Annotated in this window: 18 protein-coding genes; 11 read left to right on the forward strand and 7 right to left on the reverse strand. The window is 71.0% G+C overall.

Annotated features, from left to right (window positions below; translation table 11 throughout):
• Positions 1 to 52 precede the first annotated feature (52 nt).
• Both dapE and OG453_RS24175 read left to right on the forward strand, forming a co-directional pair.
• Positions 53 to 1144, forward strand: coding sequence for a succinyl-diaminopimelate desuccinylase (dapE, locus tag OG453_RS24170; protein ID WP_266870554.1), 1092 nt, complete (start codon positions 53 to 55; stop codon positions 1142 to 1144).
• Between the two features lie 86 nt (positions 1145 to 1230).
• The gene (locus OG453_RS24175; protein ID WP_266870555.1) at positions 1231 to 1980 is read left to right on the forward strand and encodes a TIGR00730 family Rossman fold protein; all 750 of its coding nucleotides are present in this window, start codon (positions 1231 to 1233) and stop codon (positions 1978 to 1980) included.
• Between the two features lie 51 nt (positions 1981 to 2031).
• On the opposite strand, the gene folP is transcribed toward OG453_RS24175, so the two are convergent.
• The gene (folP, locus tag OG453_RS24180) at positions 2032 to 2892 is read right to left on the reverse strand and encodes a dihydropteroate synthase (protein WP_266870556.1); all 861 of its coding nucleotides are present in this window, start codon (positions 2890 to 2892) and stop codon (positions 2032 to 2034) included.
• Positions 2893 to 3041: 149 nt separating this feature from the next.
• Between folP and OG453_RS24185 the strand changes: the two genes are divergently transcribed.
• Together OG453_RS24185 and OG453_RS24190 are read left to right on the forward strand one after the other, a co-directional pair.
• Entirely contained in the window at positions 3042 to 3434 is a 393-nt protein-coding gene (locus OG453_RS24185) for a DivIVA domain-containing protein (RefSeq protein ID WP_266870557.1), read from the forward strand.
• The gene (locus OG453_RS24190; RefSeq protein WP_323178663.1) at positions 3431 to 4012 is read left to right on the forward strand and encodes a DNA-3-methyladenine glycosylase I; all 582 of its coding nucleotides are present in this window, start codon (positions 3431 to 3433) and stop codon (positions 4010 to 4012) included. The genes OG453_RS24185 and OG453_RS24190 overlap by 4 nt, the downstream gene beginning before the upstream one ends.
• 7 nt (positions 4013 to 4019) lie before the next feature.
• On the opposite strand, the gene OG453_RS24195 is transcribed toward OG453_RS24190, so the two are convergent.
• Positions 4020 to 4820 carry an enoyl-CoA hydratase/isomerase family protein gene (locus OG453_RS24195; RefSeq protein ID WP_266870558.1) on the reverse strand — a complete coding sequence of 267 codons (801 nt, stop codon included), beginning with the start codon at positions 4818 to 4820 and terminating at the stop codon, positions 4020 to 4022.
• Positions 4821 to 5140: 320 nt separating this feature from the next.
• Here OG453_RS24195 and OG453_RS24200 point away from each other — a divergent pair, with 320 nt between their 5' ends.
• Entirely contained in the window at positions 5141 to 5308 is a 168-nt protein-coding gene (locus OG453_RS24200; RefSeq protein WP_003966491.1) for a DUF3117 domain-containing protein, read from the forward strand.
• A gap of 86 nt (positions 5309 to 5394) precedes the next feature.
• Here the strand turns inward: OG453_RS24200 and OG453_RS24205 are convergent, their stop codons facing one another.
• Positions 5395 to 6093 carry an O-methyltransferase gene (locus OG453_RS24205; RefSeq protein WP_323178711.1) on the reverse strand — a complete coding sequence of 233 codons (699 nt, stop codon included), beginning with the start codon at positions 6091 to 6093 and terminating at the stop codon, positions 5395 to 5397.
• Positions 6094 to 6246: 153 nt separating this feature from the next.
• Here OG453_RS24205 and sigE point away from each other — a divergent pair, with 153 nt between their 5' ends.
• The 5 genes from sigE (at position 6247) to OG453_RS24230 (ending at position 11326) form a co-directional block, all read left to right on the forward strand.
• Positions 6247 to 7014 carry an RNA polymerase sigma factor SigE gene (sigE, locus tag OG453_RS24210; protein ID WP_266870559.1) on the forward strand — a complete coding sequence of 256 codons (768 nt, stop codon included), beginning with the start codon at positions 6247 to 6249 and terminating at the stop codon, positions 7012 to 7014.
• An 89-nt stretch (positions 7015 to 7103) separates the two neighbouring features.
• Positions 7104 to 8030 carry an anti-sigma factor gene (locus tag OG453_RS24215; RefSeq protein ID WP_266873111.1) on the forward strand — a complete coding sequence of 309 codons (927 nt, stop codon included), beginning with the start codon at positions 7104 to 7106 and terminating at the stop codon, positions 8028 to 8030.
• 126 nt (positions 8031 to 8156) lie between these two features.
• Entirely contained in the window at positions 8157 to 9950 is a 1794-nt protein-coding gene (locus OG453_RS24220) for a S1C family serine protease (RefSeq protein ID WP_266870560.1), read from the forward strand.
• A gap of 82 nt (positions 9951 to 10032) precedes the next feature.
• On the forward strand, positions 10033 to 10482 hold the full coding sequence (locus OG453_RS24225) for a sec-independent translocase (RefSeq protein WP_266870561.1): 450 nt from the start codon (positions 10033 to 10035) through the stop codon (positions 10480 to 10482).
• Positions 10483 to 10657: 175 nt separating this feature from the next.
• A complete protein-coding gene (locus OG453_RS24230) occupies positions 10658 to 11326 on the forward strand; it encodes a hypothetical protein (RefSeq protein ID WP_266870562.1) in 669 nt (222 codons plus the stop codon).
• 71 nt (positions 11327 to 11397) lie between these two features.
• On the opposite strand, the gene OG453_RS24235 is transcribed toward OG453_RS24230, so the two are convergent.
• From OG453_RS24235 to OG453_RS24245, 3 genes are read right to left on the reverse strand one after another with little or no spacing between them, the layout of a single operon-like run.
• A complete protein-coding gene (locus OG453_RS24235) occupies positions 11398 to 12531 on the reverse strand; it encodes an Mrp/NBP35 family ATP-binding protein (protein WP_266870563.1) in 1134 nt (377 codons plus the stop codon).
• Positions 12532 to 12575: 44 nt separating this feature from the next.
• Positions 12576 to 13148, reverse strand: coding sequence for a DUF1003 domain-containing protein (locus tag OG453_RS24240; protein WP_266870564.1), 573 nt, complete (start codon positions 13146 to 13148; stop codon positions 12576 to 12578).
• The gene (locus OG453_RS24245) at positions 13135 to 14418 is read right to left on the reverse strand and encodes a CBS domain-containing protein (protein WP_266870565.1); all 1284 of its coding nucleotides are present in this window, start codon (positions 14416 to 14418) and stop codon (positions 13135 to 13137) included. The genes OG453_RS24240 and OG453_RS24245 overlap by 14 nt, the downstream gene beginning before the upstream one ends.
• Before the next feature lie 188 nt (positions 14419 to 14606).
• Between OG453_RS24245 and OG453_RS24250 the strand changes: the two genes are divergently transcribed.
• Positions 14607 to 15380, forward strand: a complete 774-nt coding sequence (locus tag OG453_RS24250) for a hypothetical protein (RefSeq protein ID WP_266870566.1) — start codon at positions 14607 to 14609, stop codon at positions 15378 to 15380.
• An 80-nt stretch (positions 15381 to 15460) separates the two neighbouring features.
• Here OG453_RS24250 and OG453_RS24255 read toward each other — a convergent pair whose 3' ends face one another.
• Positions 15461 to 15967 (reverse strand): hypothetical protein, encoded by a 507-nt coding sequence (locus OG453_RS24255; RefSeq protein ID WP_266870567.1) that lies wholly within the window; start codon positions 15965 to 15967, stop codon positions 15461 to 15463.
• Positions 15968 to 15976: the final 9 nt, after the last annotated feature.

Here is a 15976-nt window from a genome sequence, read left to right on the forward strand (position 1 = left end):
TACTGGAGGCCACCGACAAGGCGGCGCGCCGAGGGGCGTTAGGGTCGAAGCCATGGCTCAGACCTCGCATCAGCCCCCGCTCGACCTCACGCTCGACGCCGCCGAGCTCACCGCCAGGCTCGTCGACTTCCCGTCGCCCAGCGGCGAGGAGAAGGCGCTCGCGGACGCCATCGAGACCGCGCTGCGGGGTCTGCCGCACCTCACCGTCGACCGGCACGGCAACAACATCGTGGCCCGCACGAACCTGGGCCGCGGCGAGCGCGTGATCCTCGCCGGGCACATCGACACCGTGCCGATCGCGGACAACGTGCCGTCCCGCCTGGACGAGCACGGAATCCTGTGGGGCTGCGGCACCTGCGACATGAAGTCGGGCGTCGCGGTGCAGCTGCGCATCGCGCAGACGGTCACCGAGCCCAACCGCGACCTGACCTTCGTCTTCTACGACAACGAAGAGGTCGCCGCCCACCTCAACGGCCTCGGCCATGTCGCCGATGCCCACCCCGACTGGCTCGCGGGCGACTTCGCGGTCCTCCTGGAGCCGACGGACTGCCAGGTCGAGGGCGGCTGCCAGGGCACGCTGCGGGTGTTCCTGAAGACGAAGGGCGAGCGCGCGCACTCCGCACGCGCGTGGATGGGCTCCAACGCGATCCACAAGGTCGCGCCGATCCTCGACAAGCTGGCCGCGTACGAACCGCGCAAGCCGATGGTCGACGGGCTCCAGTTCCACGAGGGGCTCAACGCCGTGCGGATCGAGGGCGGCGGCGCCACCAACGTCATCCCCGACGAGTGCACCGTCGTCGTCAACTTCCGCTACGCGCCCGACCGCACCGAGGACGAGGCGCTCGCCTTCGTACGCGACTACTTCGCCGACTGCGACATCGCCGAGTTCATCGTCGACGACCACACCGGCGGTGCACGGCCCGGCCTCAACCACCCCGCGGCGGCGGCCTTCGTGGCGGCGGTCGGCGGCACTCCGCGGCCCAAGTTCGGCTGGACGGACGTCTCCCGCTTCAGCGCGCTCGGCGTGCCCGCGGTGAACTACGGTCCCGGCGCACCGCTGCTCGCCCACAAGGTCGACGAGCGGGTCGAGGCCGCGCTGATCCCGGAGGCGGAGAAGCGGCTCACCGCCTGGCTGACATCGTGAGTTCCCGCAAGGATGCGTCGTTTGTAACGCCCAGAGACCTACGCTGAAGCGGCAAGTGAGCGTGACCGCAGCGGAAGGGGATGTTCATGGGTAATCCAGAAGCGCAGGGGCCGCCGGAGGAGCAGTACCTGGGGCCCGTGGTGCGGCGGCGTGAACAGATCACTCCCGGCACCACCGACCAGCGGCTGCTCGACACCGAGGGCGACTCGGAGTGGGTGCACACCGACCCCTGGCGGGTCATGCGCATCCAGTCGGAGTTCGTGGAAGGCTTCGGCGCGCTCGCCGAACTCCCCAGCGCCATCAGCGTCTTCGGCTCGGCGCGTACGCCGCACGGTTCGCCCGAGTACGAGGCGGGCGTCCGCATCGGCAAGGCGCTGGTCGACGCGGGCTTCGCGGTGATCACCGGCGGCGGCCCCGGCGCGATGGAGGCCGCGAACCGGGGCGCGCGCGAGGCCAAGGGCATCTCCGTCGGCCTCGGCATCGAGCTGCCCTTCGAGCAGGGGCTCAACGACCACGTCGACATCGGCGTCAACTTCCGCTACTTCTTCGTACGCAAGACCATGTTCGTGAAGTACGCCCAGGGCTTCGTGGTGCTGCCCGGCGGACTCGGCACCCTGGACGAGCTCTTCGAGGCGCTCACCCTCGTCCAGACCCGCAAGGTGACCCGCTTCCCCATCGTCCTGTTCGGCTCGGAGTACTGGGGCGGCCTCGTCGACTGGCTGCGCAACACGGTGGTGGCGGGCGGCAAGGCGTCGGAGCACGATCTGCACCTGTTCCACATCACGGACGACGTGGACGAGGCGGTGGCCCTGGTCACCAAGGAGGTCGGCCGCTAGGCCCTGCCGGGCGGGCGGGTCTCTCCCGCCCGCCCACGCGACCGCCCGGTGTCACGCCAGTCCGCGCCGGGCGACGGCCGGGTCCCGGTGCCCCGCGATCGTCGCCACCATGTCAAGCACCTGCCGCGTCTCCGCGACCTCGTGCACCCGGTACACCTGCGCCCCCAGCCACGCAGAGACCGCGGTCGTCGCCAGCGTCCCGATGACCCGTTCCTTCACCGGCCGGTCCAGCGTCTCGCCGACAAAGTCCTTGTTGGAGAGGGAGACGAGCACCGGCCACCCCGTCTCCACCATCTCGCCGAGCCGCCGGGTCGCCTCCAGCGAATGCCGGGTGTTCTTCCCGAAGTCGTGCCCGGGGTCGATCATCACGGACTCGCGCGGGACACCGAGCTCCACGGCGCGCTCGGCAAGACCGACGGTGACGTCGAGGATGTCGGCCATCACGTCCTCGTACGCGATCCGGTGCGGCCGGGTACGCGGCTCGGCACCGCCCGCGTGCGTGCACACGAGCCCCACCCCGTACCGCGCGGCGACCTCCGCGAGCTTCGGATCGACGCCGCCCCAGGCGTCGTTCAGGAGATCCGCCCCGGCCTCGCAGACCGCCTCGCCCACCTCGTGCCGCCAGGTGTCGACGCTGATGACGACGTCGGGGAAGCGCTTGCGTACGTCGGCGACGAAACCGACCGTCCGCCGCGCCTCCTCCTCGGCCGTGACTTCCTCGCCCGGACCGGCCTTGACCCCGCCGATGTCGATGATGGCAGCACCCTCTGACACCGCCTGCTCCACGCGGGCGAGCGCGGGCTCGTCGCGGAACGTGGCGCCCTGGTCGTAGAAGGAGTCAGGGGTCCGGTTCACGATCGCCATGATCACCGGCTCGTGCGCGTCGAATACACGCCTGCCAAGCCTGAGCATCCCCTGTGAACCTCCTCTGTCGGTGCCGTCAGCCGCCCGCTGCTCGGCCGCCTGCGACCTTAACTGTCACAGCCGCATGGCACGATCGGACCCTGACAGATTCAGCACCGAGTTGCTGCATGGGCAGTCGAGCGTGGGGGCCCGAAGAGATGGTCTTGTTCTTGTTCCTGGTCATCGCCCTTGTGGTGGTGGTCGGCGCGGTGACGCTCGCGGTGGTGGGCGGCGGCGATCGCCCCGCGCTGCCCGACGTGTCGCCCGAGCGGTTCACCGATCCGCTGCCCCGGGACCGCGCCCTGCGCCGCGCGGACGTCGAGGCGGTGCGCTTCCCGCTGACCGTGCGGGGCTACCGCATGGCGGACGTGGACGACGCGCTCGGCCGTCTCGGCGCCGAACTGGCCGAGCGGGACGCCCACATCGCGGAGCTCGAGGCGGCCCTGGCCGGCGCACAGGCCGCCGCTGTGGGCGGCCCCGGCCTGTTCAAGACGGACGCCCCGGACACGGAGCCGGTGCGGGACGCGGCCGAGGAGGAGAACGACCAGTGAGCGGCGACGCGGTGGCGGGTCCGGACGGCGGACTGCGCTGTCCCTGGGGGCTTTCGACCGAGGACTATGTGGCGTACCACGACGAGGAGTGGGGCCGCCCGGTCCACGGGGACGACGCGCTGTACGAACGCCTCTGCCTGGAGGCCTTCCAGTCGGGCCTGTCCTGGATCACGATCCTGCGCCGCCGCGAGGGGTTCCGCGCGGCCTTCGCCGGTTTCAAGATCGCCGAGGTGGCACGGTTCACGGACGCCGACCGCGAGCGGCTGCTCGCCGACCCCGGCATCATCCGCAACCGCGCCAAGGTCGACGCGACGCTCGCCAACGCGCGCGTGCTCGCCGACTGGGCCGATGGCGAGCTCGACGAGCTCATCTGGTCGCACGCCCCGGCCCCGGCCTCCCGCAAGGCGCCGGGCAGGCTGGCCGACGTACCGGCGATCACGCCCGAGTCCACGGCCTTGTCCAAGGCCCTGAAGAAGCGCGGCATCCGGTTCGTCGGCCCCACCACGGCGTACGCCCTGATGCAGGCCTGCGGCCTGGTCAACGACCACCTCGAGGACTGCGTGATACGGGTCCCCTAGGCAGGCCTCACCGGCCCAGGTACTTGGGCTTGGCCTTGTCCAGGAAGGCCTGCACGGCGATCGCGTGGTCCTCGGACGAGCCCGCCCTCGCCTGGAGTTCGTCCTCCTTCTCCAGGGCCTGCTCCAGGGTGTGCCCGGCCGCGTAGGCGAGCGACTCCTTGAGCGCGCCGTACGCGAGGGTCGGGCCCTCGGCGAGCGTGCGGGCCAGCTGCTGGGCCTCGGCCGCCAGCTCGTCCGCGGGGACGACCTTGTTGACGATCCCCAGGTCGTACGCCTCTTGCGCGCTGATGTTGCGCGGGAAGAGCAGCAGGTCGGCGGCCCTGCCCGGGCCGATCAGGCGCTGCAGCGTCCAGGAGACCCCCGAGTCGGCGGTCAGCGCGACCCCGGCGAAGGAGGTGTTGAAGCGCGCGGTGTCCGCGACGATCCGGTAGTCGGCGGCGAGTGCGAAGCCGAGCCCGGCGCCGGCCGCGACGCCGTTGACGCCCGCGACGACCGGCTTCGCCATCCCGGTGAGCGCCTTCAGGATGGGGTTGTAGTGCTCGCGCACCGTGCTCATCGTCTGCCGGGTGCCCGCCTCGCGGTCGGCGAGCAGCGAACCCACGTGCTCCTTCAGGTCCTGCCCCACGCAGAAGGCGCGCCCGGTCGCGGTGAGCAGTACGGCGCGCACCGCGGGGTCCGACTCGGCCGATTGCGCCGCCTCCCGCAGGGCGACCTTGGCCTCGGTGTTCATCGCGTTCATCGCGTCGGGGCGGTTCAGCGTGATCGTCGCGAGTCCGTCGCTCACCTCGTAGAGCACGGTGTCGGCCATGGTGAATCCCCTCCGGTGGTCCTGTCCTTGCCATCTTTGTCCGCACCCAGCATGTCGGAGATCATCGACCTCCGACATGAGGGGAGATATGTGACCTGCGTCAAAGAATTCCGGGCCTCGCAAGGCTATGAAGCGGCGAAGTATCGCAGCCACATCGCCGAATTGAGTGGTTTTGCGGGCGCGCGTTGCGCAAGCGATGCAGACCGATGTTGGTCATCGGGTCCTGCCATGCGGGATAATGGCCTGGAAGCAATGTGTTCGATGCCGGTGACACCTGGGTTGTCGGCTGCGATGAGCTGGTTTCAGGAAGGGGAACGAGCATGGCGGCCATGAAGCCGCGGACGGGCGACGGCCCGCTCGAGGTGACCAAGGAGGGGCGGGGCATCGTCATGCGCGTTCCGCTCGAAGGCGGCGGACGACTTGTCGTCGAACTGACTCCGGACGAGGCCGATGCACTCGGCGACGCCCTGAAGAAGGTCGTCGGCTGACGCGGAAGCGCGCCCAAACTTTTCACCGCCCCGGCATCGTAAAGGTGCCGGGGCGGTGCTGTATCCGGGGTTCGGGCGCCCCGAAGCTACCGCTTCACGGCGCAGAGCAGCCCATCGCCCACCGGCAGCAGCGACGGCATCAGGTCCTGACTCTCCCGCACGGCACGCAACAGCTCGCGGATGCGGAGGACCTCGGCGGGCTGCGGCCCGGAGTCCACGGTGCGGCCGTCCGCGAAGGCGCCCTCGAAGCAGACGAGGCCGCCGGGGCGCAACAGGCGCAACGATTCAGCGAGGTAGTCGAGGTACTCCGTGCGGTCGCCGTCGCAGAAGACGAGGTCGTAGCCGCCGTCCGCGAGGCGCGGCAGTACGTCCAGGGCGCGTCCGGGGATGAAGCGCGCGCGGTTGCCGGCGAAACCGGCGGCGCGGAAGGCCTGCCGTGCGAACTGCTGGCGGTCGGGCTCCGGGTCGACGGTGGTCAGCACTCCGTCGGGCCGCATGCCGTGCAGGAGATGGATTCCGGACACCCCTGTGCCCGTCCCGATCTCGGCCACGGCCTTCGCGTCCGCGGTGGCGGCGAGCATCCGCAGCGCGGCGCCGGTACCGGGCGACACCGAGGGCAGCCCTGCTTCCCGGGCCCGGTCACGGGCCCAGCGCAGAGCTTCGTCCTCGGCGACAAAGGCGTCGGCGAACGCCCAGCTCGTCTGCCGGTTGCCGGTAATGGCCCTCTCCTGTCCCCGTGGATGCCTGGCCGTGACTGTATCCGTTGGGGGTGGGAACCCGCAGATGGGACCGGGCGTTTAGTAAGGGTGTGAGGACAGCGGGGGTAACGAATGGATCAAGACTGGGCGCGGGCCCTTCGGCCAGGCAGGACACCTGGCGAGAAGCCCGTACCAAATTCCAGTAAAAACGCTTATCCGGAGCTAACGGGCGAGGTGGTTATGGTAGGGGCTCCACTGGACACCACCAGAGCCGACAGGGGAGGTGCGGCTGCGTCCGCGGATCGGGGAGGAGCGCTGAGGCGCTTTCTCAGGTTGGCGGGTGAGCCGAAATCCGTGACCGACACCGCTGACCGAACCCACACCGCCCACTCCGCTCAGACCGCGACCTTTGCCGCTGAAGCGGATTCGCAGGCGTGGACTCCGCCCACCTGGGAGGAGATCGTCAGCACGCACAGCGGACGGGTCTATCGCCTCGCGTACCGCCTGACCGGCAACCAGCACGATGCCGAGGACCTCACGCAAGAGGTCTTCGTCCGTGTCTTCCGGTCCCTCTCCACGTACACGCCCGGCACCTTCGAGGGCTGGCTGCACCGCATCACCACGAACCTCTTCCTGGACATGGTGCGCCGCAAGCAGCGCATCCGCTTCGACGCCCTCGGGGACGACGCGGCGGAGCGCCTTCCCAGCCGTGAGCCGTCGCCGCAGCAGGTCTTCAACGACACGCATTTCGACGCGGACGTGCAGCAGGCGCTCGACACCCTCGCGCCCGAGTTCCGTGCGGCCGTGGTCCTGTGCGACATCGAAGGTCTTTCGTACGAGGAGATCGCCGCGACCCTGGGCGTCAAGCTGGGTACGGTCCGCAGCCGTATCCACCGTGGCCGTTCGCAGCTGCGCAAGGCCCTTCGGCACCGGTCGCCCGAAGCCCGCGCCGAGCGGCGTTCGCTCGCCGGAGCCATGGCGCTGGGAGGAGGGGGCGCGACCGCGTGAGTGGATCACGGTCGAATCCTGCCGAACGGCATCTAGCCGAGGCCGAGCAGCATCTGGGGGACCGACTCGCCGCCCTGGTGGACGGAGAGTTGGGCCATGACGCGCGTGAGCGGGTTCTCGCTCATCTCGCGACCTGTCCGAAGTGCAAGACCGAGGCCGACGCACAGCGGCGGCTCAAGAGTGTTTTCGCGGAGGTGGCGCCGCCGCCTCCCTCCGAGAGTTTCCTCGCCCGTCTCCAAGGGCTTCCCGGCGGAGGCAGCGAGCCGCCCGGTGGCCCGCGTGCGCCGGGCGGCGGCTTCGCCACCACGGACACCGAGTCGGGGCTGCCCCCGGCCGGGGTCTTCGGGGTCAAGGGCGAGAGCTTCGGCTATGTGCCGTCGGGCGCCCATGCCACGGTGCTGCCGGGCGCGGGGCGCGGTTTCCGCATCCATGACGTCAGTCGGCACGAGGCCGAGCGGTCGCCGTGGCGCGGCAGGCGCTTCGCGTTCGCCGCAGCGGGCGCGGTGTCGCTGGCCGCGATAGCGCTGGGCGGCGTCACGACGGGCATTCCCGCTGATCCCGGCGACCCGCGTGCGGGCGGCTCTGGAAGCAGCAGCAACAGCAACGCGTCGCCGCTGCGTTCGCAGGGCTCGGGTGTCGGCACGGCTCCCGACTCCTCGCGGCGCCGCGGCAGCGGCCCGCTCACCGTGCAGGGCCAGCGGCCTGGCGTCCTCGCGGCGCCGGTCGCGCCGACGGAGGCGACGGGACCGCTGCTGCCCGGCGGGCAGGGACGGGGGCCACGCGTACCGGAGCCGGTCCAGGCCACGGGGCCGCTCTTCACCGGCGCGGCGGTCATGTCCCCGCTGATACGGCCGGCGGCTCCGCTCGCGCCGGGCGGCATGTCTCCCGGTGTCGCTTCCGGTGCCGCACCGCCGACCCCGGGGCCCGCGGCTCCGGGGCAGTCGGCGGATCCGGCGCGCACCTCCGCGTCCTCGCCGATAGAGGGCACACTGCAGGGCACTTCGCAGATCCGCTGACGTGCTCTGCGCTTCGGCGCGGGAACCTGATTGAATCCTGGGTGGGCCGTGCCTGCCCAGGATTCGTGGCGGGCGCGGAGTTGAGCACGTAATCGGCGTCCGACGCAGGCCAGTTGTGGGGAGAGCATGGACGAGGGCAAGCCCACGAAGGCGAAGTGGTGGAGCCGTCCCCGGCCGGCGTCGGCGTCCGCGCCCGACGGCGGACCGAGCGACACGGGCACCGGGCCCACGGGTGAGCCGGGCGGCTCCGACGACGCGATAGCCGCCGCCGGACCGGCGGCGCAGGCGGCCACCTCGGGCGATTTCACCCTGGCGGCAGCGAACCCGTCGGCCCCGGCCGCCCCCGCCGAGACGGCCTCCATCCCGGCCCCGGCGCAGGCCGACACGGCCCCCGCCCCGGTCGACACGGCCCCGGCGGACCGCCCCCGCCCGCTGCACGACCCCGATCCGTACAGCACGCCGCCCTACGGCGAGCCCGGCCCCTGGGCCCCCGCCCCGCCCTTCCAGCACCCGGTGGCGACCCCTGCCCACGGCACGCAGCTCCCGGCGGCCGCCCCAGGCGCGACCCCGCCCCACGGCACCCAGGGCCAGGCCCCCGCCCCCGTACACGGCGGCACCCCGCCCCACGGCACCGCGCACCCCACGCCCCCGCAGCAGCCGGTGGCCCAGGCCCAGGCCCAGCAGCCGCACCCGGCTCCGCAGCCCCACCCGGACCCGCAGACCCAAGCGGCCCCGCCCCGGCAGCCGTACGACCCCTGGAACGCGCCGCTTCAGCAGAGCGGCGCCGTCCCCGTCGACCCGGTCAAGAAGCGGAAGCGCGCGAACCGCACGCTCCTGGTCTTCGTCGCCGTCATCGCCATCGTCTCCGGCGGCATCGGCGGAGCCATCGGCGCCTATCTGGAGCGCAACAGCGGCGCGGAGGTCGAGCTGCCGCAAGTGGACGCGGAGGCCAAGGGGCGGGCCAAGGACAGCGTGGCCGGCATCGCCGCGAGCTCGCTGCCCGGCGTCGTGACCCTGCACGTCAGCGGCGACGAGGCACAGGGCACCGGCACCGGCTTCGTCCTCGACGGCAAGGGCCACATCCTCACCAACAACCACGTCGTCGAGCCCGCAGGCACCGGCGGCGAGATAACGGTGACGTTCAGCGGCGGCGAGACGGCGGAGGCCGAGGTCATCGGGCGCGACTCCGGGTACGACCTGGCCGTGGTCAAGGTTTCGGGCGTACGCGGACTCAAGCCGCTGCCCCTCGGGAACTCCGAGAGCGTCCAGGTGGGCGACCCCGTCGTCGCCATCGGCGCCCCCTTCGACCTCGCCAACACCGTCACCTCCGGCATCATCAGCGCCAAGGAGCGCCCGATCACCGCGGGCGGCGAGAAGGGCGACGGCAGCGACATCAGCTACGTCGACGCGCTGCAGACCGACGCCCCGATCAACCCGGGCAACTCCGGCGGCCCCCTGGTCGACGCCCAGGCCCGCGTCATCGGCATCAACAGCGCCATCCGCTCCGCCGACGACAGCTCGGCGCCCGGCGGCGGCCAGGCCGGTTCCATCGGGCTCGGCTTCGCCATCCCCATCAACCAGGGCAAGCGCGTCGCCGAAGAGCTGATCAACACCGGCAAGGCCACGCACCCTGTGATCGGTGTCACGCTCGACATGGAGTACACGGGCGACGGCGCCCGCGTCGGCGCCAAGGGCAAGGACGGCGGCCCCGCCGTGAACAAGGGCGGGCCGGGCGACCGCGCCGGAATCGAACCGGGCGACGTCATCACCGAAGTGGACGGCCAGCGCATCCATTCCGGCGACGAGCTGATCGTCAAGATTCGCGCCCACCGTCCGAAGGACAGCCTGGAACTGACCGTCCAGCGCGACGGAAAAGACCGGAAAGTGACCCTCGTGCTCGGCGCGGCGGGCGGCAGCTGATCCCCGCCTTTCGCCCAGCGGCTACCGGCCGGACAGGAACGCCGGGTACCGTGGACCCGGTCCGGATGGCAAGGAGTTCAAGGTGTTCTCAGACGTTGGCCCGCTCGAGGTAGTGGCGCTGATCATCCTCGCCGTGCTCGTCTTCGGCCCGGACAAGCTGCCCAAGCTGATTCAGGACGCCTCGCGCACCATCCGTAAGATCCGTGAATTCTCGGACAGCGCGAAGGCTGATATACGCAGTGAACTCGGCCCGGAATTCAAGGACTTCGAGTTCGAGGACCTGAATCCGAAGACCTTCATCCGCAAGCAGCTCGACAACGACGAGCTCGGCCTGAAGGAAATCCGCAACGGCTTCGACCTCAAGAAAGAGATGGCCGAGGTCACGGACGCCGTGCACGGGCGCGAGAGCGAGTCCGCGAGCGGCTCAGAAGGATCGTCGGACGCGGCCCCGGGTGGCCGGATCGACATGACGAAGAAGTCCGAGCAGGCCCCGGCCGTCGAGCGCCCGCCGTTCGACGCCGACGCCACCTGACCTCCTCTTGCGCACCCTCGGTGCGCCCCGCGGCACACCCCGTGAGACACCCATGCGGCCGACCGGTGTCCCGACTTCCGCAACCGGTGTGGCTATCCTGCCTTGTTGTCCGGCTGAGGACGCCCGAGGGGGGCGGGCCCTGCGGACCGATGAGAACGAGGAGGCGGCCGGGTACATGGAGACGACAAGTCGCGAAGGCGCACAGGCGCCGGCCGCGGACGGTGCCGCACAAGCGGCGCCCTCCGCCCGGCACACGGTCGACGGCTATCTGCGGGCGTCCTTCCCCTGGTACGGCCTCGACGAGGCCTTCACGGGGCAGCGCTGGCTGATGCAGGTCGGCACCGCGGACGGCGAGGTGGCGCACGGCTCCATCGGCCACGGCGACGAGCCGTCGGTCCGCAGCGAGGGGCCGCTGGGAACGAACGACAAGGAGCGCTTCGCGGTCGTGGTGACCGTCGAGGCCAACCCCGTTCGGCGTAGTGAGGACGGCACGGGCCTGCTGGAGGCGACCTCGGTGTCGTCCGCAGCCTGGCTCGCCGGGGTGGGGCTGCTCGCCGTCACCTGGCCGGGCCAGATGGACCACAATCTGCGCAACCGCTGGCTGGACCAGCAGACCGAGACGGCCTGGGTGCTCGCGGACGATCTGCAGGGCGAGGACTGGTCGACGCTCTCGCTGCCGGTGGACGGGGCGCCGACCTCGTTCCACTACCGCGAGTCCGAGTTCGGCTGGGTGCTCGCCGGGTCCACCGAGGAGGGCGTCCACCTGGGCGCCTACGGCCGCGGCATGAGCGCGTACGGCCTGGGCTTCTCGGTGGTCAAGGACATCGCCGAGTACGGGGCCTGACGACTTCCGGTTACGCCGATGGGGGCGCCGCTCATGACGAGCGGCGCCCCCATCGGCGTACGGAGGAAGACCTAGAACTTGTTGCGCGGCGTGATGCCGAGCGTCATGCCCGCGAGGCCGCGCTGGCGGCCGCCCAGCTTGCCCGCGATGGCGCGAAGCGCCGAGCCCGCGGGGGAGTCCGGGTCGGTCAGGACGACCGGCTTGCCCTCGTCGCCGCCCTCGCGCAGGCGGACGTCGATCGGGATGGAGCCGAGCACCGGGACGTTCGCGCCGGTGGTCTTGGTGAGGCCATCGGCGACCCGCTGGCCGCCGCCCGTGCCGAACACGTCGACCATCTCGTCGCAGTGCGGGCAGGGCAGGCCCGACATGTTCTCGACGACGCCGACGATCTTCTGGTGAGTCTGTACGGCGATGGATCCCGCGCGCTCGGCGACCTCGGCCGCCGCCTGCTGGGGCGTCGTCACGACGAGGATCTCGGCGTTCGGGACCAGCTGGGCGACGGAGATCGCGATGTCACCGGTGCCCGGCGGCAGGTCGAGCAGGAGCACGTCCAGGTCGCCCCAGAAGACGTCCGCGAGGAACTGCTGGAGCGCGCGGTGCAGCATCGGGCCGCGCCAGACGACCGGCGCGTTGCCCGGCGTGAACATGCCGATGGAGATGACCTTCACGCCGTGCGCCGACGGCGGCATGATCATGTTCTCGACCTGGGTGGGCTTGCCGTCGGCGCCCAGCATGCGGGGCACGGAGTGGCCGTAGATGTCCGCGTCGACGACGCCGACCTTCAGGCCGTCCGCGGCCATCGCGGCCGCGAGGTTCACCGTCACCGAGGACTTGCCGACGCCGCCCTTGCCGGACGCGACCGCGTAGACCCTGGTCAGCGAGCCGGGCTTGGCGAAGGGGACCTCACGCTCGGCGGTGCCGCCGCGCAGCGCCGACGCGAGTTCCTTGCGCTGCTCGTCGCTCATCACGTCCAGCGTGACGTCGACGCGCGTGACGCCGTCCAGACGCGCGACCGCGTCCGTCACGTTCTTCGTGATCGTCTCGCGCATCGGGCAGCCGGAGACGGTGAGGTAGACCGTGACGGCCACGGCGCCGTCAGCGCCGATCTCCACCGATTTGACCATCCCCAGCTCGGTGATCGGTCGCTGGATCTCGGGGTCGTTCACTGTCGCCAGTGCTTCAAGCACAGCGTCTTCCGTAGCCATACGACCGATAGTACGGCGCGGTAACCGTGGGTCGGAAAGCCCCGTCAGCGGTCGCCTACATCACGTACGCCGCGCTCCTCGGCCGGGAATACGACGCGGTTCGCCGTCCGCTGCTCCTCCAGCTCCTTGACCAGGTCCTGGAGCTCGGAGCGGATCCAGTCGCGGGTGGCCACTTCGCCCAGGCCCATGCGCAGCGAGGCGATCTCGCGGCTCAAATACTCGGTGTCCGCGATGGAGCGCTCATTCTGCTTGCGGTCCTGTTCGAGATTGACGCGGTCCCGGTCGTCCTGCCGGTTCTGCGCGAGGAGGATCAGCGGGGCCGCGTACGACGCCTGCAGGGACAGGGCGAGCGTCAGGAAGAGAAACGGGAAGGGGTCGAAGCGCAGCGCGTCGGGCGCCGTGACGTTCCAGACGACCCACACCGCGATGGTGACCGTCATCCAGACGATGAAGCGCCCGGTGCCCAGGAACCGCGCGATGCGCTCGGAGAGCCGCCCGAAGGCCTCGGGGTCGTACTCGGGGAGCAGCTTGCGGCGCCGCGGCCGCGGCAGGTCGAGGCGGAAGCGGGCGGGCCTGGGCTCGGCGCGGTTCTCCCGCTCGCGGTCAGCCGCGGGCATGGCGCGCTTCCTCTTCCAGCTCCAGATGGAACTCGGTCTCGCGCCAGTCCTCGGGCAGCATGTGGTCGAGCACGTCGTCGACGGTGACCGCCCCGAGCAGTGAGCCGCCCTCGTCGACGACGGGGGCCGCCACCATGTCGTACGTGGCGAAGAACCCGGCGACCTCGTGCAGCGAGGCCTCCGGCGCGAGCGGCTGCAGATCGTCGTCGAGGATCGAGCCGACCAGGGTGTACGGCGGATCGCGGAGCAGCCGCTGGAAGTGCACGGTGCCCAGGTATTTGCCGGTCGGCGTCTCGTCCGGCGGCCGGCACACGTAGACCTGTGCGGCGAGCGCGGGGGAGAGGTCCTGCTGCCGCACACGCGCGAGGGCGTCGGCGACCGTGGCGTCGGGCCTGAGCACGATCGGCTCGGTCGTCATCAGACCGCCGGCGGTGCGCTCCTCGTACGCCATCAGACGCCGCACGTCGGCGGCGTCGTCCGGCTGCATGAGGGTCAGCAGCCGCTCCTTGTCGTCCTCGGGCAGCTCGGCGAGCAGGTCGGCGGCGTCGTCCGGGTCCATCGCCTCCAGGACGTCGGCGGCGCGCTCCTCCTTGAGCTTGCCGAGGATCTCGATCTGGTCGTCCTCGGGGAGCTCTTCGAGCACGTCGGCGAGCCGGTCGTCGTCGAGCGCGGCCGCGACTTCGGCCCGCCGCTTGGGCGAGAGGTGGTGGAGCACATTGGCGAGGTCGGCGGGGCGTAGCTGCTCGAAGGTGGCGAGCAGGCTCTCGGCGCCCTGGCCGTGCTCCTCCAGGGAGAAGCCGTCGACGGCGGACCAGTCGACGGTGAGCGTCTCGCCCTTGCGCCGGAAGGTGCCCCCTTTGCCCTTCCGTACGAAGACCCGGTCGATCTCCCAGTCCCGGCGGGCCGGCAGCTGCAGCACCGACACGTCGAGGACGGTCACTTCCTCACCGGTCTCGACGAGCCTGACCCGGCGGTCGAGCATCTCGCCGAGCACGAGCCGCTCGGTGGGCCGCTGCTCGAAGCGCCGCACGTTCAGTACGCCGGTGGTGATGACCTGGCCCGACTCGATGCCGGTCACGCGGGTCATGGGCAGGAAGATGCGGCGCCGGGTGGACAGCTCCACGACGAGGCCGAGAAGGCGTGGCGGTCTGCGGCTCACCCGCAACATCGCGACCAGGTCGCGGACCCGGCCCACCTGGTCGCCGTTCGGGTCGAAGACGGCGGTGCCGGAGAGGTGCGAGACGAAGATCCGGGAGGGGCTTGCCGCCATCACGCGCGCCTCCTCCACCCGTAGGGATTTATGCCGTCCTGTCCGGTATTGCGGGCTTCAGGCTAGCCCGTCCCGGTCGGATACGCCCCGGCGGTGCGTCCGGACGGACTGGGGCCGAAGGGCGTAGTCGGCCCAGGTACGCTGCCGTACTGCCGTAGCCGTCGTCCCCACGAGAGGCAGTGCCACCTGTGACTGCGATTCCCCTGGCCCGCCGCACCCGCAAGGCGGCAGTCGTGAGCGCGCTGTGCGCGGGTCTCGTCGTGGGGATCACCGGTCTCACCGGGTGCAGCAGCGAGGAGGACCCGGACGCGGGCACGAACGGCGTCGGCAAGCTCTCCGCGACGAAGATCCAGAGCAAGTCCGCCGCGGCCGCCGACGCGGCGACGGCGGTGCGGCTCTCGGGCACGGTGGTCAGCAAGGGGCACACGTACAAGCTCGACATGCGGCTCAAGGGTGAGGGCGGCGAGGGCTCGGTCACCTCGAAGGGCGACACGTTCAAGCTGCTCCGCGTCGGCAAGCAGCTGTATCTGATGGCCGACTCCGGCTTCTGGACGCACGCGAACGCCAAGGACGGCGAGAAGCCCGGCAAGGCGGACGACGAGGCCGCGGCCAAGCTCGACGGCAAGTACGTGAAGGTCCCCCAGGAGGACGCCGCCTACAAGCAGCTGAGCGGCTTCACGGACAAGGACGTCCTCCTGTCGGGCATGCTCACCCTGCACGGCAAGCTGGAGACCGGCGAGCGCGGCAGGACCGGCGGCATCCCCAGCATCAAGATCACCGGCGACAAGGGTGCGGGCGGCACCCTGGACGTCTCCCTCCAGGGCAAGCCCTACCCGCTGAGCCTGCAGCGCGGCGGCGACGGGGGCACGCTCCGGCTCACCGACTGGGGCAAGGACTTCACACTCAGCGAGCCGAGCAAGGACGAGATGGTGGACTACGGCGAGCAGCTGCCGACGTCGTAGGGGGTAGCGCCCCGCAGGGGCGCGGGGAACTGCGCGACCAGCCACATGCGGCCTGCAGATTTAGTCTCCCAGCGGAGCCCTCAACGCTTCTTCCGCTTGAAAAGCAGCCGAGGCAACGCATCCGGCACGGGAAGACGGGTCGTAGCCCTGGTCACCAACGGCGCCGCGGCGAGCGACCCGTCGGGCAGATCCGTGACGACGTCCTTCGGGGCGAGGCGCACGACCCGACACTCGGCGGCCCAGCGCTCAGCGATCTGCTCCGCATCCGGCGCGTTCAGCCGCTTGCCCTTGAGCTCCGCGACAGCCGCCTCCCACGCCTCGGAGTGCGGCGCGAGCTCGCTCACCAAAGCCGTCCAGGCGATGAGGCGCCCGCCCTTGTCCTTGCTGCGTACGGTCACTTCGGCGGTGGAGCCGTCGGCGAGACCCGGCAGCGGCTGCTCGCCGGGGCCGTCGCCGACCAGGTGGACCGCACCCTCGTGCCATACGTGCCACAGGGCGCGGGCCGGGCCTTCGCCGCGCACCCAGATGAGGCCCGACTTCTTGGTGGCCTCCTCCAGGAGGGCCTGGGCGAGCAGCGTTTCTGTCATGCGCGCAGC

Origin of the sequence: Streptomyces sp. NBC_01381 (genome assembly GCF_026340305.1) — a bacterium.
Classification (GTDB): domain Bacteria; phylum Actinomycetota; class Actinomycetes; order Streptomycetales; family Streptomycetaceae; genus Streptomyces.

Coding starts and splice junctions, on each gene's coding strand:
- dapE (WP_266870554.1), top strand. CDS start 53: ATGGCTCAGACCTCGCATCAGCCCCCGCTCGACCTCACGCTCGACGCC.
- OG453_RS24175 (WP_266870555.1), top strand. CDS start 1,231: ATGGGTAATCCAGAAGCGCAGGGGCCGCCGGAGGAGCAGTACCTGGGG.
- folP (WP_266870556.1), bottom strand. CDS start 2,892: ATGCTCAGGCTTGGCAGGCGTGTATTCGACGCGCACGAGCCGGTGATC.
- OG453_RS24185 (WP_266870557.1), top strand. CDS start 3,042: ATGGTCTTGTTCTTGTTCCTGGTCATCGCCCTTGTGGTGGTGGTCGGC.
- OG453_RS24195 (WP_266870558.1), bottom strand. CDS start 4,820: ATGGCCGACACCGTGCTCTACGAGGTGAGCGACGGACTCGCGACGATC.
- OG453_RS24200 (WP_003966491.1), top strand. CDS start 5,141: ATGGCGGCCATGAAGCCGCGGACGGGCGACGGCCCGCTCGAGGTGACC.
- sigE (WP_266870559.1), top strand. CDS start 6,247: ATGGTAGGGGCTCCACTGGACACCACCAGAGCCGACAGGGGAGGTGCG.
- OG453_RS24220 (WP_266870560.1), top strand. CDS start 8,157: ATGGACGAGGGCAAGCCCACGAAGGCGAAGTGGTGGAGCCGTCCCCGG.
- OG453_RS24230 (WP_266870562.1), top strand. CDS start 10,658: ATGGAGACGACAAGTCGCGAAGGCGCACAGGCGCCGGCCGCGGACGGT.
- OG453_RS24235 (WP_266870563.1), bottom strand. CDS start 12,531: ATGGCTACGGAAGACGCTGTGCTTGAAGCACTGGCGACAGTGAACGAC.
- OG453_RS24240 (WP_266870564.1), bottom strand. CDS start 13,148: ATGCCCGCGGCTGACCGCGAGCGGGAGAACCGCGCCGAGCCCAGGCCC.
- OG453_RS24245 (WP_266870565.1), bottom strand. CDS start 14,418: ATGGCGGCAAGCCCCTCCCGGATCTTCGTCTCGCACCTCTCCGGCACC.
- OG453_RS24255 (WP_266870567.1), bottom strand. CDS start 15,967: ATGACAGAAACGCTGCTCGCCCAGGCCCTCCTGGAGGAGGCCACCAAG.